Origin of the sequence: Burkholderia sp. WSM2230, assembly GCF_000472445.1 — a bacterium.
GTDB lineage: Bacteria > Pseudomonadota > Gammaproteobacteria > Burkholderiales > Burkholderiaceae > Paraburkholderia.
In genome coordinates this window covers 235,187-256,627 of sequence record NZ_AXAJ01000002.1, presented here as the reverse complement: position 1 = coordinate 256,627, position 21,441 = coordinate 235,187, and the positions used below count along the sequence as shown (strand labels likewise).

Annotated in this window: 19 protein-coding genes; 10 read left to right on the top strand and 9 right to left on the bottom strand. The window is 63.6% G+C overall.

The genetic code is table 11. The features are described 5' to 3' along the window. Nucleotides 1-472 precede the first annotated feature (472 nt). Both A3AC_RS0106645 and A3AC_RS0106640 read right to left on the bottom strand, forming a co-directional pair. The gene (locus A3AC_RS0106645; protein WP_025598005.1) at nt 473-1,270 is read right to left on the bottom strand and encodes an endonuclease/exonuclease/phosphatase family protein; all 798 of its coding nucleotides are present in this window, start codon (nt 1,268-1,270) and stop codon (nt 473-475) included. 151 nt (nt 1,271-1,421) lie between these two features. Beyond that, nucleotides 1,422-1,988: a hypothetical protein gene (locus tag A3AC_RS0106640; protein WP_025598004.1), complete on the bottom strand. Its 567-nt coding sequence runs from the start codon at nt 1,986-1,988 to the stop codon at nt 1,422-1,424. A gap of 289 nt (nt 1,989-2,277) precedes the next feature. On the opposite strand from A3AC_RS0106640, the gene A3AC_RS0106635 reads away from it, so the two are divergent. The 4 genes from A3AC_RS0106635 (at nt 2,278) to A3AC_RS0106615 (ending at nt 6,711) form a co-directional block, all read left to right on the top strand. After that, nucleotides 2,278-3,255 (top strand): AAA family ATPase, encoded by a 978-nt coding sequence (locus A3AC_RS0106635; protein WP_025598003.1) that lies wholly within the window; start codon nt 2,278-2,280, stop codon nt 3,253-3,255. A gap of 305 nt (nt 3,256-3,560) precedes the next feature. Further along, nucleotides 3,561-4,667, top strand: coding sequence for an NAD(P)/FAD-dependent oxidoreductase (locus A3AC_RS0106625; protein ID WP_025598001.1), 1,107 nt, complete (start codon nt 3,561-3,563; stop codon nt 4,665-4,667). 172 nt (nt 4,668-4,839) lie between these two features. Beyond that, complete coding sequence (locus tag A3AC_RS0106620) at nt 4,840-5,151, top strand: high-potential iron-sulfur protein (protein ID WP_025598000.1); 312 nt, start codon at nt 4,840-4,842, stop codon at nt 5,149-5,151. A gap of 267 nt (nt 5,152-5,418) precedes the next feature. Continuing rightward, nucleotides 5,419-6,711, top strand: a complete 1,293-nt coding sequence (locus A3AC_RS0106615; protein ID WP_025597999.1) for an MFS transporter — start codon at nt 5,419-5,421, stop codon at nt 6,709-6,711. Between the two features lie 186 nt (nt 6,712-6,897). On the opposite strand, the gene A3AC_RS0106610 is transcribed toward A3AC_RS0106615, so the two are convergent. Together A3AC_RS0106610 and A3AC_RS0106605 are read right to left on the bottom strand one after the other, a co-directional pair. Beyond that, nucleotides 6,898-8,454, bottom strand: coding sequence for an amidase (locus A3AC_RS0106610; RefSeq protein WP_025597998.1), 1,557 nt, complete (start codon nt 8,452-8,454; stop codon nt 6,898-6,900). A 200-nt stretch (nt 8,455-8,654) separates the two neighbouring features. Then, nucleotides 8,655-9,353 carry a dienelactone hydrolase family protein gene (locus tag A3AC_RS0106605; RefSeq protein WP_025597997.1) on the bottom strand — a complete coding sequence of 233 codons (699 nt, stop codon included), beginning with the start codon at nt 9,351-9,353 and terminating at the stop codon, nt 8,655-8,657. A gap of 306 nt (nt 9,354-9,659) precedes the next feature. Between A3AC_RS0106605 and A3AC_RS0106600 the strand changes: the two genes are divergently transcribed. Next, complete coding sequence (locus tag A3AC_RS0106600) at nt 9,660-10,760, top strand: NAD(P)H-dependent flavin oxidoreductase (protein ID WP_025597996.1); 1,101 nt, start codon at nt 9,660-9,662, stop codon at nt 10,758-10,760. 500 nt (nt 10,761-11,260) lie between these two features. Beyond that, a complete protein-coding gene (locus A3AC_RS0106595) occupies nt 11,261-12,406 on the top strand; it encodes a branched-chain amino acid ABC transporter substrate-binding protein (RefSeq protein WP_025597995.1) in 1,146 nt (381 codons plus the stop codon). 511 nt (nt 12,407-12,917) lie between these two features. On the opposite strand, the gene A3AC_RS0106585 is transcribed toward A3AC_RS0106595, so the two are convergent. Then, nucleotides 12,918-14,039, bottom strand: a complete 1,122-nt coding sequence (locus A3AC_RS0106585; RefSeq protein ID WP_442856484.1) for an MFS transporter — start codon at nt 14,037-14,039, stop codon at nt 12,918-12,920. 338 nt (nt 14,040-14,377) lie between these two features. Here A3AC_RS0106585 and A3AC_RS0106580 point away from each other — a divergent pair, with 338 nt between their 5' ends. The 3 genes from A3AC_RS0106580 to A3AC_RS0106570 all read left to right on the top strand — a co-directional run bounded on the left by A3AC_RS0106580 (nt 14,378) and on the right by A3AC_RS0106570 (nt 17,296). After that, nucleotides 14,378-15,040, top strand: a complete 663-nt coding sequence (locus A3AC_RS0106580) for a HugZ family pyridoxamine 5'-phosphate oxidase (RefSeq protein ID WP_025597992.1) — start codon at nt 14,378-14,380, stop codon at nt 15,038-15,040. Between the two features lie 392 nt (nt 15,041-15,432). After that, nucleotides 15,433-15,735: an H-NS histone family protein gene (locus tag A3AC_RS0106575; RefSeq protein ID WP_006050476.1), complete on the top strand. Its 303-nt coding sequence runs from the start codon at nt 15,433-15,435 to the stop codon at nt 15,733-15,735. A gap of 319 nt (nt 15,736-16,054) precedes the next feature. Continuing rightward, on the top strand, nt 16,055-17,296 hold the full coding sequence (locus A3AC_RS0106570) for a cation diffusion facilitator family transporter (RefSeq protein WP_025597991.1): 1,242 nt from the start codon (nt 16,055-16,057) through the stop codon (nt 17,294-17,296). A 24-nt stretch (nt 17,297-17,320) separates the two neighbouring features. Here A3AC_RS0106570 and A3AC_RS0106565 read toward each other — a convergent pair whose 3' ends face one another. The 3 genes from A3AC_RS0106565 to A3AC_RS0106555 form a co-directional block, all read right to left on the bottom strand. Next, the gene (locus A3AC_RS0106565; RefSeq protein ID WP_006050474.1) at nt 17,321-17,779 is read right to left on the bottom strand and encodes an Lrp/AsnC family transcriptional regulator; all 459 of its coding nucleotides are present in this window, start codon (nt 17,777-17,779) and stop codon (nt 17,321-17,323) included. A 90-nt stretch (nt 17,780-17,869) separates the two neighbouring features. Next, the gene (locus A3AC_RS0106560) at nt 17,870-18,499 is read right to left on the bottom strand and encodes an exonuclease (protein WP_025597990.1); all 630 of its coding nucleotides are present in this window, start codon (nt 18,497-18,499) and stop codon (nt 17,870-17,872) included. Continuing rightward, on the bottom strand, nt 18,496-19,140 hold the full coding sequence (locus tag A3AC_RS0106555) for an MBL fold metallo-hydrolase (protein WP_025597989.1): 645 nt from the start codon (nt 19,138-19,140) through the stop codon (nt 18,496-18,498). Before A3AC_RS0106555 ends, A3AC_RS0106560 begins: the two co-directional genes overlap by 4 nt. A gap of 640 nt (nt 19,141-19,780) precedes the next feature. Here A3AC_RS0106555 and A3AC_RS0106550 point away from each other — a divergent pair. Beyond that, a complete protein-coding gene (locus A3AC_RS0106550) occupies nt 19,781-20,383 on the top strand; it encodes a septal ring lytic transglycosylase RlpA family protein (RefSeq protein ID WP_442856472.1) in 603 nt (200 codons plus the stop codon). Between the two features lie 167 nt (nt 20,384-20,550). On the opposite strand, the gene rsmI is transcribed toward A3AC_RS0106550, so the two are convergent. Further along, nucleotides 20,551-21,429: a 16S rRNA (cytidine(1402)-2'-O)-methyltransferase gene (gene rsmI / locus A3AC_RS0106545; RefSeq protein WP_025597987.1), complete on the bottom strand. Its 879-nt coding sequence runs from the start codon at nt 21,427-21,429 to the stop codon at nt 20,551-20,553. Between the last annotated feature and the right edge of the window lie 12 nt (nt 21,430-21,441).

Below are 21,441 nucleotides of genomic sequence, written 5' to 3'. Positions count from 1 at the left end.
AGTGGGCCAGAAAGCAGACCCAAAGGCGGATCAAAAGCGAATCGAAAGCAAATAAAGCGCTCGAGCGGCTGCTGTCAAACGCCGCTCGTCAAGCTTGTCAAACGGGTTACCGGTGCTGGAAGCGTCGGCGCCGGATCTGGCCGGTCCGGCCGGTTCCGGCTACGCCCGGCGACGGGAAGTACATGGCGTGATCGCAACCGCGCGTCACCAGGGGTACGGCGATGGGCGAAGGCCGCGCAGGGCGGCTGCCACCAGCTGATCCGCCGACCGGCTGGCGCCGGGTAGGCGCGCCGCGCGGGCAACATTTTCAGGATGATACCCAAAGCCGCCGTGCGGCGCAGCATAGACCCTGCCACTAAAGCAGGCAAACGCGCGGTCCGAACGCAACCGCCTCAAAACCGCCGTTCCGACGGTGACGACGCTCGCGCGCGAAGAGCCGTATGAAGCGCCGCATGAAGCGCCGCGCCCGCCGTCACTCGACGCGCAGCCGCGCCATATACGGCAGATGGTCCGACAGCCACGCAGTTTCCTGCGTCGGCGGAATCCATTCAATCGGCTTCATGCCGCGTATGAACATCTTGTCGAGCGCGAGCGCGGGCGAGAAGGCCGGGAACGTGCGGCCCGATTCGCCGAGCAGCGTGGCAACTTCATGCAGGCCGTGCTCGCCGAAAAGCGGCACCGAGTCGTTGCGCCAGTCGTTGAAGTCGCCCGCCAGCACGAGCGGGCCGTCTGGCGCTTCCTTGGCGATCCAGTGGGCGATCCAGTTCATCTGGCGCAAGCGCGCCGAGCGCGTGAGCGCGAGGTGGGCGCACAGCAAGGTAACCGAGTGTCCGCCGAAGGTCGCGCGCGCGACCAGCAAGCCGCGCTTTTCGAAGCGATGAGCAGAAATATCCCAGCGTCCGCCCAGATCGAGCGGATGCGGCGACAGGATCGCATTGCCGTGCCGCCACGACGGCTTGAACACATTAGGCCCGAGCGCAATTTCCAGTTGCAGCGCGCGCGCGATTTCGGTCGCCTGACAATGCCAGACATCGCTCAAAGGATCGGTGACGGGCGCACCGAAGCTGCTCGCCAGTACCGGCGACGGCATGCGGCGCGCCATCGCTTCCTGCAGGAAGTAGGCGTCCGCGTGGGTCGACTGGACCCAACGCTGCATGGCTTGCCAGGCTTGAAAACCGAGCGGCGTGCGTCCTTTGTGCAGGTTCCAGCTCACCGCCACGAAATCCTTGGGTGCTGTGCTTTCGCGGATCAATTCTTCGGGGTTTCGCATGCCGCGTTATCCACGTGTTCTGTTTTCGGAGCTTCGATTATTCGTGCGTTATGCGCGCGACGTTCAGGTTGGCTCTTCAGGTTCGCTTTTCAACCCTTGCTTGCAGTTCATTGGCCACTTGCTCGCAGCCGATGCGCCAGGGCCCACCGCCTCAGTTCACCGGACTGGCCGCGCTTGCGGCGCTGGCCGCATTGGCACCGCTAGCGGCGTTGGCGGCATTCGCTGCATTCGCGCCGTTTGTCAGACTTGCGCGCACGCGGTAGACGAGCGCTGGATCCTTGTCGATGATGGTCCAGCTTGTCCATTGCCCTGCCGTCACCTTGAGACCCGGATGGCTCGCGCCCACCTGGCGCGGCTGCGGCGGCAGCTTGCAGCCGGTGTCGGTCTGGCGCGCGGCGGTGTCCTCCAGCGTTTCCTGCGCCTCGATAGAGAGCGTCACTTCGTTGCCCTCGGCCCGCAGCGGCGACACCGTGAGCGTGCGCGCGAGGTCGATGCTGCCCGCCGGCTGGTCCTTGCAGCCGACGTTATGCTGCACCACCTTGTGATGCGTGTCCGTGCGCGCCTGGCCGACGGTGGTGGTGCCCTCGAACGTGTCGATCTGCTGCCCGTCGCGCAACACTTGCAGTTCCCACTGCACGACCTGCTGCGGCGGCCGTTGCTGCGCGTGAGCAAGCAGCGAAGTGCCGAGCAGCAAAGCCACGATACTGGTTTTCCACATAGAACGCTTCTCCGGTGACTGCGTCGTGCAGCCCGATCAGAGGGCCATCTTACGCCTGATGAGCGGAACGCTTTTCTGACACGCTAAACGGGGCCGGGTTCAGCAACAATCCATTTCGACGGACGCCGGTAATGCCTGCTGCACAGCGGCGCGGCTTGCCGCGACACGCCGGCTGTTAGCAGCAGAGCCGCACGACTGCTGGCTTGCGTGCCGATCTGTCCTCGTTAAACTGATCCTGAAACGGCGCCGACCGACGCCGCCCAGCAAGGCCAGCCAGACGGGGTGAGCAATGACAACAGCAATGGTCAAACAGGAAATTGCCGTGGCATCTTTCAGTCAGGTGTACGACCTCGATCAGGTCGAGACCGCACTGAACGATCTCGGCGAAGGCGCAAACGAGGCATTGCGCACCACCTACGAAAAGATGCTGAAAACCGGCAATCTGCGCTTCTGCGTCAAGCCGAACCGCATGCCGTCCATCGACGATCTGATCGACGCGCTGCCGAACTTCGCCGACCCTCTCGACGACATCCGCAAGCAGGTCGCGCTTTGTCTCGAGACCGAGGACCGCCTCGAGCTGATGCCGATTCTGCTGCTCGGCGACCCCGGCATCGGCAAGACGCATTTTGCGAAGCAGTTAGCGCGCCTGCTCGGCACGGCTTACCAGTACGTCGCCATGAGCTCGCTGACGGCCGGCTGGATTCTCTCGGGCGCGTCGTCGCAATGGAAAAACGCGAAGCCGGGCAAGGTGTTCGACGCGCTCGTGAACGGCAGCTATGCAAATCCGGTGATTACCGTCGACGAAATCGACAAGGCCACCGGCGACTCGCAATACGATCCGCTAGGCGCGTTGTACGCGCTGCTGGAGCACGATACGGCGCGGAGTTTCATAGACGAATTCGCCGAGATTCCGATCAACGCCGGGCATGTGATCTGGATTGCCACGGCTAACGATGAGCGCGCGATTCCCGAGCCGATCGTGAACCGGATGAACGTGTACGAAATTCCGCCGCCGGACCGCGACGGCGCGCGCCGCATCGCGCAGTCCATCTATGCGGAGATTCGCGGCGCGCACAACTGGGGTCTGCGTTTTCCGGAACTGCTCGGCGACGCTGCGCTCGACGCGCTGAAGAACGCGTCGCCCCGCGAAATGCGCCGTGCGATTCTGAACGGCTTTGGCGCTGCGCGTATCGACGGGCGCGACGAGATTGACGGCGGCGATATACGGCTCGATTTCGGCAACCGTCGCAGGCCGATCGGCTTTTGAGTGTCCGAGCGCCGTTCTTGCGGCAGAAGCGGTGAGTGCCGGCACCCTCCGGTTGTCGGCACTTCCACAAAAACCGGCGCCTCTCAATGCCGACATCGAATTCCAGCATTAGTCAGCAACGGCACGCGCCAACAGACGTCTGCCTCTGTGCGGCGTCGTACAATTTCACGCAGCGGCTGCGAGACAGTTGCAAAACGGCATTGCGTTCGGCAGCGAGCGGTGCACGGCGTTCGTTGGCCGCATGCTGTTGCCATCTATATTGGTGAACGAGGCGGCGCGCGGCGAAGTCGGCTGCGTCGAGGGACATGGATCAGATCGAATGTGTCGTGATCGGCGCGGGCGTGGTCGGGCTCGCGATAGCGCGCGCGCTGGCGGCGCGCGGGCGTGAAGTGATCGTGCTGGAAGCCGCCGAGGCGATCGGCGTGGGCACGAGTTCGCGCAACAGCGAAGTGATTCACGCGGGCATCTACTATCCGCGCGGCTCGCTCAAGGCAACGCTGTGCGTGCGGGGCCGCGAGATGCTCTACGACTACTGCGTCGAGCGTAACGTGCCGCATTCGCGCTGCGGCAAGCTGCTGGTCGCGACGTCGAACAATCAGATTCCGCAGCTCGAAAGCATCATGCACAAGGGCCGCGAAAACGGCGTGCTCGACCTGATGCGCATCTCCGCAAGCGAGGCGCAGGCGCTCGAGCCGGCGCTCGAATGCGTCGCGGCGGTGTTCTCGCCGCAAACGGGCATTGTCGACAGCCATCAATTGATGCTGGCGTTGCAGGGCGACGCCGAACGCGACGGAGCGATGTTCGCGTTCCACTCGCCCGTCGAGGCGATCGAGGCCGGCAATGGCCGCTTTGTCGTCAAGGTCGGCGGCGACGCGCCCGCCACGATCAGTGCCGCGTGCGTCATCAACAGCGCGGGGCTGCATGCGAACGCGCTGGCGCGCAGGATCCGCGGACTCGACGCGCGCCACGTTCCGCCGCTCTACCTCGCGCGCGGCAACTACTTCAGCATCTCGGGACGCGCGCCGTTCAGCCGCCTGATTTATCCGATGCCGAACGAAGCGGGACTGGGCGTGCATCTGACCATTGACCTCGGCGGCCAGGCGCGTTTCGGTCCCGACGTCGAATGGGTCGATGCAATCAGCTACGAGGTCGATCCGCAGCGTGCCGAAGCCTTTTACGCAGCGATTCGCGCTTATTGGCCCGCGCTGCCGGACAACGCGCTGCAGCCCGCGTATGCGGGCATCCGTCCAAAGCTTTCGGGACCTGGCGAGCCCGCCGCCGATTTCGTCATTCAGGGACCGGCCGCGCATGGCGTGCGCGGCCTTGTGAATCTGTTCGGCATCGAATCGCCGGGGTTGACTGCGTCGCTCGCAATCGCGCAGCGGGTCTGCGAATTGAGCGGGCGCGCGTGAGCAGAGCGTCGCCGAACATCACGCGACGCAATGCGATGCAGTGCGATGCGAACTCGTAGCGATTCGCTTATCTCTATCATTTGACCCGTCACTTGCGACGGCTTCGTTGCTATGCTTGGGGACCGCTGTCATCAGAACGGCGATCAGTTCAATATAAATGGAGTGAGTCCCCATGAAAGCATCCCGTCGTACGTTTTTGATTTCCAGCATCGGCGTTGCGTCGTCGCTCGCACTCTCGCGCCAGGCGTTTGCCGAAGCACCGAAGGTCGCCGAAAGCGATCCGACTGCACAAGCGCTCGGCTACAAGGAAGACGCCAGTAAGGTCGACAAGGCGAAGTTCGCGAAGTATGCACCGGGCCAGGACTGCGGCAACTGCAGCTTCTATCAGGGCAAGGCAAGCGATCCGTACGCCCCCTGCCCGATGTTCGCGGGCAAGCAGGTGGCAGCGAAGGGTTGGTGCAGCGCATACAACAAGAAGGCCTGAGCGTGCGTTTCTCAAGCCGCGTTCATGTCTTGACCGAAGTGCGCTGCAACATCGCGGCGCGCCGCTGAAAGGCGACCGGCAAGGCGCCTCCCGACATACGCGGCAGGCGCCTTTTTCCGCTATTTTCGCGCTGATTGCGGCTTGAAAACGGCCGGCGCGCTCTTTACACTCCAATGCGATTTGCCGCGGCTCGCGTTTCTTCGCGTGAGTACGTCAAGGCGCCGGCAGGAACCGTCACAAGACACTTTCCGGAGGCTCGTCATCCGCATGTCACCCGCGTCGAGAAGCCTCAATACCCGCGCCGTCGTGGCGGCGGTCATTGGCAACGCGCTCGAGTGGTACGACTTCACCGTGTTCGGCTTTCTGACGGTGGTCATCGCGCAATTGTTCTTTCCGGCCGGCAATGACCATGCGTCGTTGCTGCTCGCCGCGGCGACCTTCGGCGTGGCTTTCGTGATGCGGCCGGTGGGCGGCATTGTCCTTGGACTTTATGCCGATCGCGCGGGACGCAAGGCGGCGCTCGCGCTCGTCATCGCGTTGATGACGCTCGGCGTCGTGCTGCTCGCCATCGCGCCGCCCTATTCGGCAATCGGCATCGGCGCGCCATTGATGATCGTGCTCGGCCGCCTGCTACAAGGTTTTTCCGCCGGCGGCGAGTTCGGCAGTTCGACGGCGCTGCTGATCGAAGCGGCGCCGTTCTCGAGGCGCGGCCTTTACGGCAGCTGGCAGATGGCGAGTCAGGCGGCCGCCTTGCTGCTTGCTGCGCTGGTAGGCGCAGCGGTCACACATGGCTTAACGCCGGAAGCGCTCGGATCGTGGGGCTGGCGCGTGCCGTTCATGATCGGTCTGCTGATTGGGCCGGTGGGCATCTACATTCGCCGGCATCTGGCGGACTCCGAAGTGTTTATCCTCGCGCAAAAGACGGCGCGGCGCGCGAGCTTGCGCGAGCTTTTCAACGGCCATAGCCGCGACGTGCTGTGCGGGCTTGGCTGCGTCATCGCGGTGACGGTGACGATCTACGTGCTAATCAGCTATCTGCCGACGTTCGCGGTCACGCAACTGAAGCTTCCTTATGGGCAGTCTTTCTACGCGGTGATCGCCGGCAATCTGCTGCTGATGGGCCTCTCGCCGTTGACGGGCGCCTGGTCGGACAGGATAGGGCGAAAGTGGCTTTCGCTGTGGTCGCTGGTGCTCACGCTCGCGATCATCTATCCGCTCTTCGCGTGGCTCGCGGCGGCGCCGAGCGTGTCGAAGCTGGTGGCGGTGCAGGCGCTTCTTTGCATTACCTTGTCCGGCTATTACGGACCGTTCGGCGCGATGATCGCCGAGCTTTTCCCGGCCCATGTGCGCTCCACGGGTTTATCGCTGGCCTACAACGTTGCGGTGATGATGTTCGGCGGCTTCGGACCTTTTGTTGTCACATGGCTCACCGAGGCGACCGGTTCGCCGCTCGCGCCGACCTACTACGTGATGGCTGGACTGGCTGCGTCGATCGTGGCGGTCGCGTGCATGCCCGGCCAGCGTCACGTCGATCTGGACGCGCGACGCAAGCCGGCTTGAGCGCTTCGCAACGTAATTCCTCTGTGCCGTCGCCACGCAATACACGCTGGGTCTTGGCAACGCAATGCTCCGTTCGGCCTTCGCAAACGCAACACACGCTGCGCCTCGGCAACCCAATGCGCTGCGCCCCGCGCCTTCGCAAAATCAATACATCCGGCCGCTTCGTAACGCAATGCCCTGTCCCGCCTAGCTGCGCGCCTTCATCAGCGGTGGCCGTTTGTCGAACCACGGCCGCGCCGCTTCGAGTTGCGCGGCGAGACGCAGCAGCGTCGCTTCGCCGCCCTCGCGCGCCGCGAACTGCACGCCGATGGGAAGTCCGCGCGCATTCCAGTAAAGCGGTACCGACATGGCCGGCTGGCCGCTCAGATTGAACAGTTCGGTGCAGCCCGCCCACGCGAACGCCTTGTTCGACGCCTCCGCGAGCAGCTTCTTCAGCAGCGGTTCGAGCGGCATCGCGCTGACCGCGCGCATCTGCATCCGCTCGGCCGGCGTCGGCAGCATCTCGCCGATCTTGATGGGCGCGCCGGCGAGCGTCGCGCAGAGGATCACGTCGTAGCGGCTCAACAGCTCGGTCAGACGCGCGGTGATGCGGCGCTGTTCTTCGAGCGCAGTGGGAAGGCCGCGCTCACCGAGCTTGCGGCCGACGTGAGCCATCGCCCATGTCGATATTTCGAACTCGTCGCGCAGCGGCTTGCGTCCGCTGATGCGCTCGGCGTTCAGCACGAGGTCTTCGGCCGTGACGGACCACAGCGTGAGAAACGCATGCCTGACCGACGCGAAATCGATGCCAAGCGAAATCGGCTCGATATTGTGGCCGAGCGAGCGGGCAAGCTGCGCGGCGTCTTCGAGTGCGGCGCGCGCATCGGCGGAAAGCGACGTGGCGAGCATCGGCTCGGTGACGTAGGCAATGTTTAGCGGTCTGCACGGCTCGCGGCTTGCGGCGAGAAACGTCCCCGGCGCGCCGAGCGGACGGTCCGCGTTGCCCGCGAGCAGGTCCAGCAGCAATGCACTGTCGCGCACGCTACGCGAGACGGCGTGATCGACGCCAAGTTCTCCGGCCACGACCGCAGTAGCCATGCGCGGCACGCGCCCGCGCGACGGCTTCAGCCCAAAGAGGCCGCAGCACGAAGCGGGAATGCGGATCGAGCCGCCACCGTCCGACGCATGCGCAAGCGGCACGATGCCTGCGGCGACCGCCGCCGCCGCGCCGCCGCTGGAGCCTCCCGGCGTATGGTCGAGGTTCCACGGATTGCGGCACGCGCCGAATAGTTCGGGCTCCGTATAAGGCATCTGGCCGAGCTCGGAGGTGCTCGTCTTGCCGAAGATGTTCAGGCCCGCTGCTTTGGCGAGCGCGACGACCGGCGCGTCGTCGGCGGGAATGAAGTGGCGGTAGTGACGGCTGCCCATGGTCATGCGCAAACCGGCGACCGCGGCGCCCAGATCCTTTATCAGGTAGGGCACGCCGGCAAGCGCGCTCTGCGCCGTTAGTAGGCCGCCGGCATCGAGGCCATTCGCGCCGCCCGCACCGTTCACACCATTCGCACCGTTCGCCATGCTCGCGTCGTAACGCGACGCGCGTTCGCGGGCTGCGTCATAGTCCTTCAGTACGATCGCGTTGATCGCGGGATTGACCGCCTCCGCGCGCGAGATTGCGGTGTCGAGCAACTCGCGCGCGCTCGCTTCGCGAGTGCGTACAAGTTCGGCAAGCCCGAAGGCATCATGGGCGAGATAGTCTGAGAGCACGAAAGGATCCTCGCTGCCGGATATTGAAGGTGAGTTCTCGGTGCACGCGAGCGGCGCCTCGACGGCAACCTTCGGCGCGAGCGTCGAACCGCGTGCGTCGGCGCGCACAAAACAATGCGGCGCGCCAGCGACGCGCCGCATTTCACAGCGTAACCGAACTGACTTGAGCGCGGCCGGATGAGCCGCGCCCAACGCATCACTTAAAGCCGCTCGCCGAGGAAGGTCAGCGTGCGGCCATGCGCGAGCGCAGCGGCGCGCTGGTTATACGACGCACGGTCCGAACAGTTGAAGCCGTGATCGGCGTTCGGATAGATGTGAAACTCGGTATCGGTGCGGCCGGCAAAGCGTTCCTGAATCTGGCCGACGGCCGACAGCGGAATATGCGCGTCCAGTTCGCCGTAATGGAACTGCATCGGCACCTTGATCTTCGCGGCTTCGTCAAGCCGGTTCTGGATGCCGCCGCCGTAGTAGGCGACCGCAGCGTCGACACTGCCGCGCGCCGCCGTCAGGTACGCAAGCAGTCCGCCGAAGCAGAAGCCGATTGCAGCGAGCTTGCCGGTGACTTCGGGCATTGCGCGCAAAGCCGCGGCAGCCGCGCCGATATCGTCCGCGGCCTGGTTCGCGTCGAGCTTCTGCATCAGTTCGACGCCCTTCGCACGGTCGGCGCCTTCATATGTCAGCTCGACGCGCGGCTGCACGCGCCAGAACACGTCCGGTGCGAGCGCCACGTAGCCGTCTTGCGCATATTGATCCGCGACTGACCGGATATGGCTGTTCACGCCGAAAATTTCCTGAATGATGATGACGGCCGGTCCCTTGCCGCCTTTGGGCAGCGCCAGATAGCCGCCGAACGTGTCGTTGCCGGCAGGAATGTCGATCCATCGGGAAGTGATGCTCATGGTGTTCTCCATAGTCGCGCGCGACCGGGCGAATCCGGTCTGCGAGTTGGGTCGAAGGGAATGCAAGAGGCGCGAATGCCTGAAGCGGGCGGTCAGTTTGCCACCAAAAGAAAGCCGGTGCAGGCAGGGCACCCAAAGCCGGGCCGGCGGCGCCTGGAGGAGAGGCGTGGCGTGCGTCGTCAGCGCAATCTCATAGGACGATTGAAACGTTCTCGATAATTCATTTTTCCGTTGCGCGTTGCGCCGGTACAGTCCAGGTTAGCGGTTCGCCGGTAAGCGAGCGGATTGCGCGAAGGAGAATCCATCATGAGTCAAGGCAACTCTGTGACACCGTTTGTCGAACGTTTTGCATTGCGAGTGCCAGTCGTGCAGGCGCCGATGGCGGGCGCCACCACGCCCGAACTGGTCGCGGCGGTGTCCAATAGCGGCGGCCTCGGCACGCTGGCGGGCGCGGCGCTCTCTCCGGAGAAAATTGCGAGCGACGTCGCGGCGATCCGCGCGCTGACCGATCGCCCGTTCGGCGTCAATCTATTCGTGCTGGAGCCCGCCGCGCCCGACGACGCCACTGTGCGTCGCGCGCTCGAAGCGATCGATCCGGTGCGCGCGGACCTCGGCTTGCCGCCGGGCCGGCCGCTCGAACGCTATGCGCCGGATTTTCGCGCGCAACTCGAGGCGCTGATCGAATCGCGTGTGCCGGTGGTGAGCTTCACGTTCGGGCTGCTTTCACGTGAAGACGTCGCGCGGCTGCATGCGAACGGCCAGTATGTGATCGGTACCGCGACGCATGTCGCCGAAGGCGTCGCCTGGCGCGACGCGGGCGCCGATGCAATTGCCGCGCAGGGCTCGGAGGCGGGCGCGCATCGGGGCACCTTTATCGGTTCGTTTGAAGAAGCGCTGGTCGGCACCATGGCGCTTGTACCGCAACTCGTCGACGCAACCGGGCTGCCGGTGCTTGCTGCGGGCGGCATCATGGACGGACGCGGCATCGTCGCCGCGCTTGCGCTCGGCGCGCAAGCGGCCGTCATGGGCACGGCGTTTCTCACGTCTCGCGAAAGCGCGATACCGCAAGCATGGAAAGAGCGGCTGCGCTCGATAACCGACACGTCCACTTCGGTAACGCGCGCGATCACAGGCCGCCATGCCCGCGGCATACGCAATCCGCTGATGCAGCGTTTGAGCGAAGCGCCGCAGAAGATCGCGCCGTATCCCGTGCAGAACGCATTGACGCAGGAGTTGCGGCAGACCGCCGGCCGCGCGCAGAACGGCGACTACCTGTCGCTGTGGTCGGGGCAGGGCGCGCCGCTTGCCCGCGCGCGCCGCGAGGACTTCGGCGCGGCCGAATTGATGGCGCAGCTCGAAGAGGAATGGCGTGCGGCAAGCGCACGCATCGCCGCTTTCCAACCCTGAGCGGCAACGAGTCAGCGGCGCGCCGCCCCCGCTTGCGGCGCGCGTGGTTTTCAGCAAACCCTGGCTGCACGAGACGATTGCAGCCCGCTCGAAACGTTATTCGAAAACACATTCGAAACGCCATTCCGAAACCATCCGGAACGTTAACGGTTTGGCTCGCGAAAAGCTTTAGTCGGTACTTCGCACGCATGGCCCACATAGCGCAAACCCGCATGGGCCGGTGCTTTGCAGGCCGCACGCCGAGCCGGAAGCCGGCGCCGCTGGATAAACGCTATTAGTGTTGATCCCACTTCCTCAAAAAAGTCCCACAAATTAATTTGATGGCCTACACTTGCGCGCAAGTACGGTTTGCCGCCTGTCACAAACAGTCCGGCAGGCGTGCTGCCAAGTGCATGAACGATGCAACCGGCGTGGTCGTCCACGGGACTGAGCGACACGTGTTGGGGAAGCGGGGGCACAGGGCGATTACGTTGTTTTTGGGACCGAAACTGGAGACTTACATGAACATCAAGATTCAAAAGCTGTTGCCGATCAGCGCTGCGGCGATGCTGTTCGCAACGTTGGCAACAACGGCCGCAGCGGACACGGTCGTCAAGATCGGTCACGTTGCACCGCTGACTGGCGGTATCGCTCACCTGGGGAAAGACAACGAAAACGGCGCGCGCCTCGCGGTTGAAGAAATCAACGCGAAGGGCCTGACGATCGGCGGCCAGAAGGTCACGCTGCAACTCGACGCACAAGACGACGCAGCCGACCCGCGTACTGCAACGCAGGTCGCGCAGAAGCTGGTCGACGATAAAGTCGTCGCAGTGGTCGGCCACCTGAACTCGGGCACGTCGATTCCTGCTTCGAAGATCTATAGCGATGCGGGCATCGTGCAGATCTCGCCGTCGGCAACGAACCCGGCCTACACGCAACAAGGCTTCAAGACGACGTACCGCGTCGTCGCGACCGATGCGCAGCAAGGCCCGGCACTGGCTAACTATGCAGCCAAGGGCCTGAAAGTGAAGAGCGTCGCGATCGTCGACGACTCCACCGCTTATGGCCAGGGTCTCGCGAACGAATTCGAAAAGACGGCGAAGTCGCTGGGCCTGAATGTGATGTCGCATGATGCGACGAACGACAAGGCTGTCGACTTCCGCGCAATTCTGACGAAGATCAAGGGCGAAAACCCGGACGCGATCATGTACGGCGGCATGGACGCCACCGGCGGCCCGTTCGCGAAGCAAGCCAAGCAGCTCGGCCTGCGCGCGAAGGTGCTGGCAGGCGACGGCGTATGTACCGACAAGCTGTCCGATCTGGCCGGCGACGCAACCGACAACATCGTCTGCTCGGAAGCCGGCATGGCGCTCGAGAAGATGGAAGGCGGCTCGGCGTTCCAGGCGAAGTATCAGAAGCGTTTCGGCCAACCGATCCAGATCTACGCTCCGTTCACGTATGACGCGGTGTATATCATCGTCGACGCAATGAAGCGCGCTGGCTCCACCGATCCGGCGAAGATTCTCGCAGCAATGCCGAACACCGACTACAAGGGTGTGATCGGCCAGACTTCCTTCGACTCGAAGGGCGATCTGAAGCACGGCGTGATCTCGCTGTACAACTACAAGTCGGGCAAGAAGACGCTGCTCGACGTAGTGAAGATGTAATACGCATGTGCGCGGGCAGCGTTGCGCTGTCCGTGGATGCATGATTGGAAGGCACGCGTACCTTGGGTCGCGTGCCTTTTTTCTTTGGGCAGACGGCTATCCGTTTGGCCGTGGGTTGGCGTGGCAGTTGGGTTGCGCAATCGTTTGCGCTTCGTTGATTGTGGTGAATTGCTGGCGCGCATGGCATGCGAGGCGTGCAACTTACTCAGCACTGCTACTTTCGCGCTTCGCGGTGAATGCGCGCCGCGTCTGACGCCTCGTCCGCGTGCGTGCCGCTGAACGTGCGTTTCAACCAGACCGGAAAAAACAGCGAGCCGATGGCGGGCCGCAGCCGTCGAAAATCAGGCAGGACAACGGTTTGCGGGGAACGACGCCAGTCGTGAATGACCTGCGCGAGGTGAATGTGCGCTGGAACACGTTTGCGTGGAACCCGCACATAACGTAACGCTGTGCCTAAGCGAAGGCTGATCCGCGGAGCCCGGCTTCCCGCGCGGCGGCGCGGGCGTGCTCGCTAGATTTTCAGGCGTTGTAGCACCTTCGGACCGGCGATCGCTATGAGTGCGCAGCACACGGCGACCACGGAAAGCCCGATCGACAGATTGGTCACCTGCGCGACCGCGCCGATCACCACCGGCCCGAATAGCAGCCCGAAGTAAGCAAGCCCCGCGACGTGCGCGAGCCCTTCGGCGGCATGGACGCCCTTCACGCTCGCGGCGGCGGCGAACAGCACCGGCATCATATTGGCGAGGCCGAGGCCCATCAGCGTGAAGCCGGTCAGCGCCGCGACCGGCGTCGGCAGCAACAGCGCGCCGATCATTCCGACTAGCGCGAGCGTCGCGCTTCCCATCACCAGTTGCGGAGCCCCGAAGCGGGCGCGCACGGCGTCGCCGGCAAAGCGCGCGGCGGCCATGCCGCCGGAAAACGCCGCATAGGCGGCGCTGGCGGAGGCCGGCGTCGCGAGAACCACGTCGCGCATATAGACAGTCGCCCAGTCGTACATCGCACCTTCCGCGATCAGCGCGACGAGCGCCACGGCGCCGAGCGCCCACAACGCAGGCGAACGCCAGCGGCTCGCGCGCGGCGTCGCCGAGTCCGGATGTTCGTCGTGCGGCACGTGCGGCAGCACCGACGGGCACGCCGCGATCAACACCAGCGCGCTGACGGCCGAGGCCAACGCCAGATGCACGACCGGCGCCATGCCGTGCGCGAGCAGCGCGCCGCCGGCCGCTGCGCCGAACATCCCGCCGACGCTGAACATGCCATGCAACGACGACATGATCGGTTTGCGCAGCGCCTTTTCGACGGCGCTGGCTTCAGCGTTCATCGCGACGTCGAGCGTGGCCATGCCCGCGCCGAACAGGGCCAGCACGATCAGCAACAGCCAGTAAAACGGCACGACGAGGATCAGCGCGACGCAGACCGCCATCACGAGGCCGCCGGTGAGGCAGGCACGCCGGGTGCCGACGCGCGCGATCCAGGACGCATTGGCCGCCATTGCCCCAATTGAGCCGCCGGCGACCGCGAGCAGCGCAAGCGACAGCATCGCGGGACTGAGGTGGAAGCGGTCCCGCACGGTCGGCACGTGTACGCCCCACGAGCCGTACACCATTCCGGCGATGAAAAACAGCGCCATCGTCGCGATGCGCGCGCGCTGACGCGCCGTGTCGGACAGGTTCCGGTGGGCGGCGGGAATGGCGGTGAAGTCGGTGGAGCGATCGGACACGGAAGTCTCGTGAAAGCGAAGGGTGCGAAAGAAAGCGTAGTGAAAGCGAATTTCCGATTCTAACGAAGCGCGCTGTCTTATGCTTGAACCCACGGAATTGCGGATTTGTCGCGCGTCGGGCCGGTTCTTGCGGCCCCGCGCGCGCCGGCCCGCGGGTTTGGCCAGTACGCACGCCACATGCCTGGCGCAGGCGCGTCGGTTGTCTGCGCCGATCAGCGGCGCAAGCGTTCATTCATCGAGGTAGGCACTTGAATATTCCTGCACAAGCACCCTTGCACCTGTTGCATACCGCCGCGGTCGGCACGCTCGCCACGCACGCGCGTCAGCCGGAAGGCTTCCCTTATCCGTCCGTGCTGCCGTTCGCGCCTGACGAGGCGCATCGGCCCACCATTCTGGTGAGCCGGCTCGCAGAGCATACGCATAACCTGCACGCTGATCCGCGCGCCGGATTTCTGGTCGTCGACGCGCCCGACGGCGATGTGCTCAACGGTCAGCGCGTCACACTGCTGGGCACGTTCGAACCCGTCGATCCGGCGCCGGCGCTCGTTGCCCGCTATCTGCGCTATCACCCGGACGCGGAACGCTATCTCGTGCTCGGCGACTTCACGTTCTGGACGATGAAGCTCGACCGCCTGCGTTATATCGGCGGATTCGGCGCGATGGGGTGGCTCGGCGGCGATGAACTGGACCCGCTCCCGGCGCTTGGTCGCGACGACGAAGACGCGCTGATAGGCGAATTTGCCGATGCGCTGTACGGTGCTTCGGACTATCAGCTGATCGGAGTCGACCGCTATGGCGTCGATTTGCGTCAAAACGGCCTGCGCAAGCGTTTCGCATTCGACAGCGCGAAGCCGGACATGGAAACCTTGCATGCGGCGCTAGAAGATTGCATTCGACGGCAAGGGAATTAGCGGTTTATGGGCTATTCGGGAAAACCTTATTGGCGAAAAACAGCGTGGCACCGCGACTGCAATATGTTACGACGTTTCATGTCGAAGCTCTCATGAAATGAAATGTTTCCCACAATAACCTGTCTTAATTTTCATGGGCTGATAATTAATCCCATATTTACCGATTCGTGCGCCGTTTCTTTGCAGAATGCGGATGCAGCTAAATGAAAGCTGTCGGACGACAGTGCGGCGCAGCGAAAGTTTTTGAAACGGGCAGGTATTAGTTTTACGCCCACGCATTTGTAGTCTTTCTATTTTGTGTTAATCTCCCGTTCAATTCCGAGGCATGAACACCTTCAAAGGGCAAGCCAGCTTCAGACTGGCAGTCATTAATCCAAACCACAAGGGAACCTATGTCTTCCTACAAGGAACTACTCGCGCAGCGAGAGAAGCTGGAAAAGCAGATCGAAGAGGCGAAGTCGCGTGAATACGCGGAAGTACTGAACGAAATCAAACAGAAAATGGCCGACTACGGCATTTCGCTGAGCGAACTCGGCGGTGGCCGTGCGCCTAAGGGTGCCAAAGCCGCCCGGCCGCGCGCTGGTGTCGCGCCTAAATATCGCGACCCTGAAAGCGGCAGCACCTGGTCGGGCCGCGGCAAACCGCCGCGCTGGATTGCCGGTATGGATCGCGACAAGTTTCTGATTCAGAAGTAATCAGGACCAAGGCTTACTGGCACTTGCCCGAGATTAATCGGCTGCCATTCCTGCCGCATTTAAGTAATACGAATACCGGGCCATGGCCGCGAGCGCGCCGGGCTCCTCCGTAAAGGCCGCGTGTGGTTGCAGACGCGGCCTTTTCGCTGTTGCGTTCATCGCGCAAGTGCGAAGGCGTGCCGCCGCTTCACATAATTCGAATGCGAATGGTTTTTGTTTCCATAAGCGATTGATTCTAAACGCTGTTTTTGGCATTGGACACTCGTTCTTACCGCCGGACGGGTAGAATGAAGGGATTGAACGCCCACTTCTTCTTCACATGCCTTCCGCCGCCGCCGAATCAGTTGAGAAACACCGTGTCGCGCGCAAAAGTACGTTTGTCAGTATTGCGCTGAATGCGGTATTGATGGCGCTGCAAATTGCCGTCGGCGTGTTTGCTCACTCGCAGGCGTTGGTAGCCGACGGCATCCATTCTCTCGCAGATCTGATTTCCGATTTTGTGGTGCTGTTCGCCAATCGGCACAGCGGCGCAAAGCCGGACGCCGATCATAATTACGGCCATAGCCGCTACGAAACGGTCGCGTCGTTATTCCTTGGCGCGCTGCTGATCGCAGTCGGCTTCGGCATGTTATGGCGTGCCGGCACGCGCCTCGCCGATCTCGAAAACATTCCCGCCGTCCACCTGAGCGCGCTCATTGTGGCGGCGCTCGTCCTCGTCTCGAAAGAGGCGCTGTTTCGCTACATGCTGCGCGAAGCGCAACGCGTGCGCTCCGCCATGCTGATTGCGAACGCGTGGCACGCGCGTTCGGACGCTGCGTCGTCGCTGGTGGTTGCGCTCGGTATTATCGGCAGCCTTGCCGGTGTGCGGCTGCTCGATCCGATCGCGGCCGCGATCGTCGGCTTCATGGTGGCGCGCATGGGATGGATGTTTGGATGGGACGCGCTGCAGGATCTGTCCGACCGCGCGCTGGACGAAGCCGCCACCGCCGACATGCGCGCGCTGCTCCTGTCCACGCCCGGCGTGCGCGACGTCCACGAAATGCGCACGCGCAAAATGGGCGATTTCGCGCTTGTCGATGCGCATATTCTGGTCGATCCGCTGATTTCCGTGTCGGAAGGACACTACATCGCGGAGACGGCGCGGCTTCGGGTGCTGAACGACAGCCGCGTACTTGACGCACTGATTCACGTCGATCCGGAGAACGATGCGGTTGCGCATCCACCCGTCGGTTTGCCGCCGCGCGAGCGGATCGTCGCGGACATCAACGCCGCGCTCGCGGCGGGCGGCGCGAAGGCAGCCGCGGTGAACATCCATTATCTGAGCACGGGGCTCGACGTCGACGTGGTGCTGCCGGCGCAGACATCGCATGATCCGGACAGCGGGGACGCCAAAGGGCTCGAACGCGTAGATCTCGCCGCGCTCAAGCGGCGGATCGGTGCGCGCAGGCTGCAGGTGCTGCGCGAGGTCAGCACGCCGGCGACGCAAAGCGGTTCATCCACGCAAGCGAGTGCTGCGGGTGGTCGTCGTGATCAGAGCGCGGCGCCGCACAGTACTGCTTGAGCCGAACGATCGCGTACCGCCGCCTCAAAGCGGCAACTGCGTATCGAATTTGATCTCACGCAACACCACGCTCGTGCGCACTTGCGCGACGGCGGGAATCTTGAAGATGCGTTCGTGCAAAAACGTGTCGTACGCCTTGATGTCCGGCGCGACGATCTTGAGGATGTAGTCGGACTCGCCGGTCGTGCTGTAACACTCGGTGACTTCCGGGCAGGTCGCGATTTCCCGTTCGAACTGCTCGACGCCGCCTTCTGTGTGACGCGTGAGGTGAATGTGCGCGAGCGCGCAAACGTGCAGCCCCAGTTTTTCGCGATCCAGCAGCGCGGTGTAGCGCTGAATCACGCCCGATTGCTCCATGTCCTTGATGCGCCGCCAGCAGGGCGTGCTGGACAGACCGACCTGATCGGATATTTCTTGCACCGAACGGCGTGCATCCAGCTGCAGAAGGCGCAGGATTTTTTGAGAGAACGTATCGAGTGTCAACTGCGCCTCCGTTAGCGTCGCCGTATCACCGCATGGTAGAGGGCTCGAAAACGAAACGCAATGCAAAACGCCTCCAGCGAGGGAGATTACCTAATTTGCCGGTGCCTCAGCGGGATTTTGTCCTGAGGCGTCCCCTTCTTGACTGGCCGTTGCGCCGGCCGCCTGCAGCGCGCGCAGATCTTTCAGCATGTTGCAGAAAAGCGCGCCCTGTTCGATGGCGTCGTCGAGCGCGACGTGGGTGTGCGGATGCTCGTCGAACCAGTGTTTCGGAAAGCGCGGTTTGATGTTCTTGCGATACGGCAGGCCGGTCATCGCGAAGGCGAGCGTCTTGATGTCGAGCGCGGACCACGAAAACGGGCAGCGGCCGACAAAGCGCATCATGTACCAGAACATATAGGTGAAGTCGAAGCCGGCGGGCATGGCCACGAACACTGGCTTGCCCGGCAGCGCCTCGACCCAGTCGACATAAGCCGCGAGCGCCGCGTCGGGACGCTGCAAGTCCGTGCGGCACGCCGCCCACGCCTCAGGCTGGGTCTTCCACCATGCTTCCTGCACCGGGTGCGGGGCGGCGCCCTCGAGCAACTCGAGGTTAGCGGAGAAGGTGGCGATCAGCTGCTTGTCTTCCGTGAAGGCGGCCGAGGCGAAGCTCAGCATCGAATGCGGGCCGGGGATCGGGCCATCCGCTTCGACGTCGGTGCTGACGTAGATTTCGCTGCTCATGCGACGACTCCGTCGGCGACGTAGGGATTACTGCGCCGCTCGGCGCCGAACGTCGAGGTGGGGCCGTGGCCCGGCACGAACGTGACGTCATCCCCGAGCGGCCACAGTTTTTCGCGGATGGACCGAACCAGGTCCGCATGGTTGCCCCGCGGAAAATCCGTGCGGCCGATCGAGCCCGCGAACAGCACGTCGCCGACCAGTGCGAGGCGATGTGCGCGGCTGAAAAACACCACGTGGCCCGGCGTATGGCCGGGGCAGTGATAGACCTCGAGGGTCTCGTCACCGAACAGCACCGTGTCGCCCGTGCGGAGCCAGCGGTCGGGCTCGAATGCATCCGCGGCGGGAAAGCCGAAGCGCGTGCTTTGATCCGGCAATTTGTCGAGCCAGAAGCGCTCGTCCGGATGCGGGCCCTCGATCGGCACGCCGTAATGCGTGGCCAGCGCCTTTGCGCCTGCGCAGTGGTCGATATGACCGTGCGTCAGGAAGACTTTTTCGACGCTCACGTTCTGGCGCGCGATCTCACCCTGGATCACTTCCAGGTCGCCGCCCGGATCGACGACGGCCGCGCGTCCGGTCGCCTCGCAAACGAGCAGCGAGCAGTTCTGCTGGAACGGCGTAACGGGGATCAGTGTGACTTTCATGGATGACTGCGCGGGGAAAACGTTGATTGTACCGGCGTCTCAACCATGCGCGCCGAGGCTCGTCGCACATCTGCAAGCGTTGGGCCAGCGGGCTTTTGTCTGCCGATTTTTGCAGCAATGGTGAAGATTCATCAAGGTTTTCAGTCGCTTAGCAACACAGAATTCTGTTTTGGGTATAATGGAGCCCATGCACGAGGAATCGTGCTGCCACAAGGCGATGCGTCCCCATCAAAAATGGGAGCGCGGATCGCCACTCAAGTAAGGGCTGTCGCGGTATGACGGCCATCAGGTATCGATGCATTCGATGCACACGTCTTGCCCAGCCAGGCGCCGCGCGCCTGCTACGACTCTAACCGTCGTGACGCTGGGTGGGGCCTACGCCGCCGTTCCTGCGCGTTGAACTTCGCGCGCAAGAACGTGTTTGCCACGTTCGATGGCGGCATGTGGGGTCTGGTCAGGCTGCCGGGGACAGGTTGCGCCAGACGTGAAAATTAACCGTGCGGTAGCAGCTGAGTGAGCTGCGTCCGGGCTTCGACGTACTGCGCTCGTCTGCGCGGCGCGTTGTCGTCCCTTGCCGCCGGAGTCGCAGCAACACGCTCAACGATGCGTGATGCGGCTCGACAATGTGATTGCACGTCTTATGAAAACTCGGTTATCCCGTGGTCTGGGGACTCTTTTTGCCTTTTTTGTGCTGGCCGGTTGCGCGACGCCCCCGGGCGCCGACAACAGCGTCGCAAACGCTGTGCCGCTCCGCACGAACAATGGCCAAGCCGCTTCCTTCGGACCGCAAGCCTACGGCAGCGCGCCGGCCTCGGACGCCGCTGCCAAGGGCCCGTCGCTGGCCGACGCGAAGCCCCTCACGGATGACGGCTCCGGCGTGTCGGACTTCCATCAGACCGGCCGCGCCTCCTGGTACGGCCGGGGCTTCCATGGCCGCCGCACCGCGAATGGCGAACGCTACGACATGCACGCGCTGACCGCGGCGCATCGGACGCTGCCGCTCGGCTCATACGTGCGAGTGACGAATCCGGCCACGTCGCGCTCCGTCGTCGTACGAATCAACGACCGCGGGCCATATGCGCGTGGCCGCGTGATCGATCTGTCGATGGCGGCGGCGAACATGCTCGATATGCGGCACGCGGGCACCGCGCGTGTGAAGATCGAAGGATTGACGCAGGAAGAAGCGCGCGCCGCGCGTGAAGAAATGCTCGCGTCGAACTCGGGATCGACCGCGCAGAAGTGATTCTCTGGCGGCGCTCGCAGCGCCGCCGCGTGACATGGGGCAAACGAACACGTTGCGCCCGGTTGTCATAGAACAAGAAGGGCCGCTCATCGGGATGAGCGGCCCTTCTTGTTTTCGTGCGGCTGTGCGACTGAAATGTCGAGATTTGCAGCGCCGCCGTTTCCGCGTTACTCCTCGTCCTTCTTGAGCGCAAGCGCGCGCGTGTAGAGCACGTTGCGCGACGCGCCCGTGATCGCCGCCGCGACCTTCGCCGCGCTGCTTACCGTCAATTCTTCCAGCAGGGTTGCCAGCAACGCGTCGTGATCGTGTTCGCCGGCCGCTTCCTGTCGCGCGCCTTCCACCACCAGCACGAACTCGCCGCGTTGCCGGTTGGGATCGGCGGCGAGCCACGTTGGCCCTTCGGCCAGGGTGCCGCAATGCAAGGCTTCGTGTAACTTCGTCAGTTCTCGCGCGATCAGCAGCTTTCGTTCGCCGCCCAATGCATCGGCCAACGCCTGCACTGTTTCTACGATGCGGTGCGGCGCTTCGTAGAACACCATTGCGTGCGGATGACTGGCCAGCGATTGCAGCGTGGCGGCACGCGCCTTCGGCTTGGGCGGAAGAAAACCGAGGAACGAGAACGTCGCGACCCAATCGCCGGCTGCGCTCAGCGCCGTCGCAAGCGCATTCGCGCCCGGCAGCGGAATCACGGCAAGACCCGCTTCGCGAACGGCATCGACGAGTTTTGCGCCCGGGTCCGAAATGCCGGGCGTACCCGCGTCCGACACATAGGCCACGCGCTCGCCGGCTTGCAGATGTTCGACGATGCGTTGCGCGGCAGCTCGCTCGTTGTGCTGATGGACCGCGATCAGCGGCTTCGAAATGCCATAGCGCGCGAGCAACTGACCAGTGTTGCGGGTGTCCTCGGCGGCGATGCGATCCACGAGTCCCAGCACATGCAGCGCGCGCAGCGTGATGTCGGCGACATTGCCGATTGGCGTGGCCACCACATACAGCGCGGCGGCGGGGTACTGCTGTCCTTGCGCGAGTTCGAAGAGAGGAGTCATGAGGCAGAAAAC

Bases quoted from the DNA above. Each gene is read 5' to 3' on its own strand.
- A3AC_RS0106645 (WP_025598005.1), bottom strand. From the start codon at position 1,270: ATGCGAAACCCCGAAGAATTGATCCGCGAAAGCACAGCACCCAAGGAT.
- A3AC_RS0106640 (WP_025598004.1), bottom strand. From the start codon at position 1,988: ATGTGGAAAACCAGTATCGTGGCTTTGCTGCTCGGCACTTCGCTGCTT.
- A3AC_RS0106635 (WP_025598003.1), top strand. From the start codon at position 2,278: ATGACAACAGCAATGGTCAAACAGGAAATTGCCGTGGCATCTTTCAGT.
- A3AC_RS0106625 (WP_025598001.1), top strand. From the start codon at position 3,561: ATGGATCAGATCGAATGTGTCGTGATCGGCGCGGGCGTGGTCGGGCTC.
- A3AC_RS0106620 (WP_025598000.1), top strand. From the start codon at position 4,840: ATGAAAGCATCCCGTCGTACGTTTTTGATTTCCAGCATCGGCGTTGCG.
- A3AC_RS0106615 (WP_025597999.1), top strand. From the start codon at position 5,419: ATGTCACCCGCGTCGAGAAGCCTCAATACCCGCGCCGTCGTGGCGGCG.
- A3AC_RS0106605 (WP_025597997.1), bottom strand. From the start codon at position 9,353: ATGAGCATCACTTCCCGATGGATCGACATTCCTGCCGGCAACGACACG.
- A3AC_RS0106600 (WP_025597996.1), top strand. From the start codon at position 9,660: ATGAGTCAAGGCAACTCTGTGACACCGTTTGTCGAACGTTTTGCATTG.
- A3AC_RS0106595 (WP_025597995.1), top strand. From the start codon at position 11,261: ATGAACATCAAGATTCAAAAGCTGTTGCCGATCAGCGCTGCGGCGATG.
- A3AC_RS0106585 (WP_442856484.1), bottom strand. From the start codon at position 14,039: ATGGCGCTGTTTTTCATCGCCGGAATGGTGTACGGCTCGTGGGGCGTA.
- A3AC_RS0106575 (WP_006050476.1), top strand. From the start codon at position 15,433: ATGTCTTCCTACAAGGAACTACTCGCGCAGCGAGAGAAGCTGGAAAAG.
- A3AC_RS0106570 (WP_025597991.1), top strand. From the start codon at position 16,055: ATGCCTTCCGCCGCCGCCGAATCAGTTGAGAAACACCGTGTCGCGCGC.
- A3AC_RS0106560 (WP_025597990.1), bottom strand. From the start codon at position 18,499: ATGAGCAGCGAAATCTACGTCAGCACCGACGTCGAAGCGGATGGCCCG.
- A3AC_RS0106555 (WP_025597989.1), bottom strand. From the start codon at position 19,140: ATGAAAGTCACACTGATCCCCGTTACGCCGTTCCAGCAGAACTGCTCG.
- A3AC_RS0106550 (WP_442856472.1), top strand. From the start codon at position 19,781: ATGAAAACTCGGTTATCCCGTGGTCTGGGGACTCTTTTTGCCTTTTTT.
- rsmI (WP_025597987.1), bottom strand. From the start codon at position 21,429: ATGACTCCTCTCTTCGAACTCGCGCAAGGACAGCAGTACCCCGCCGCC.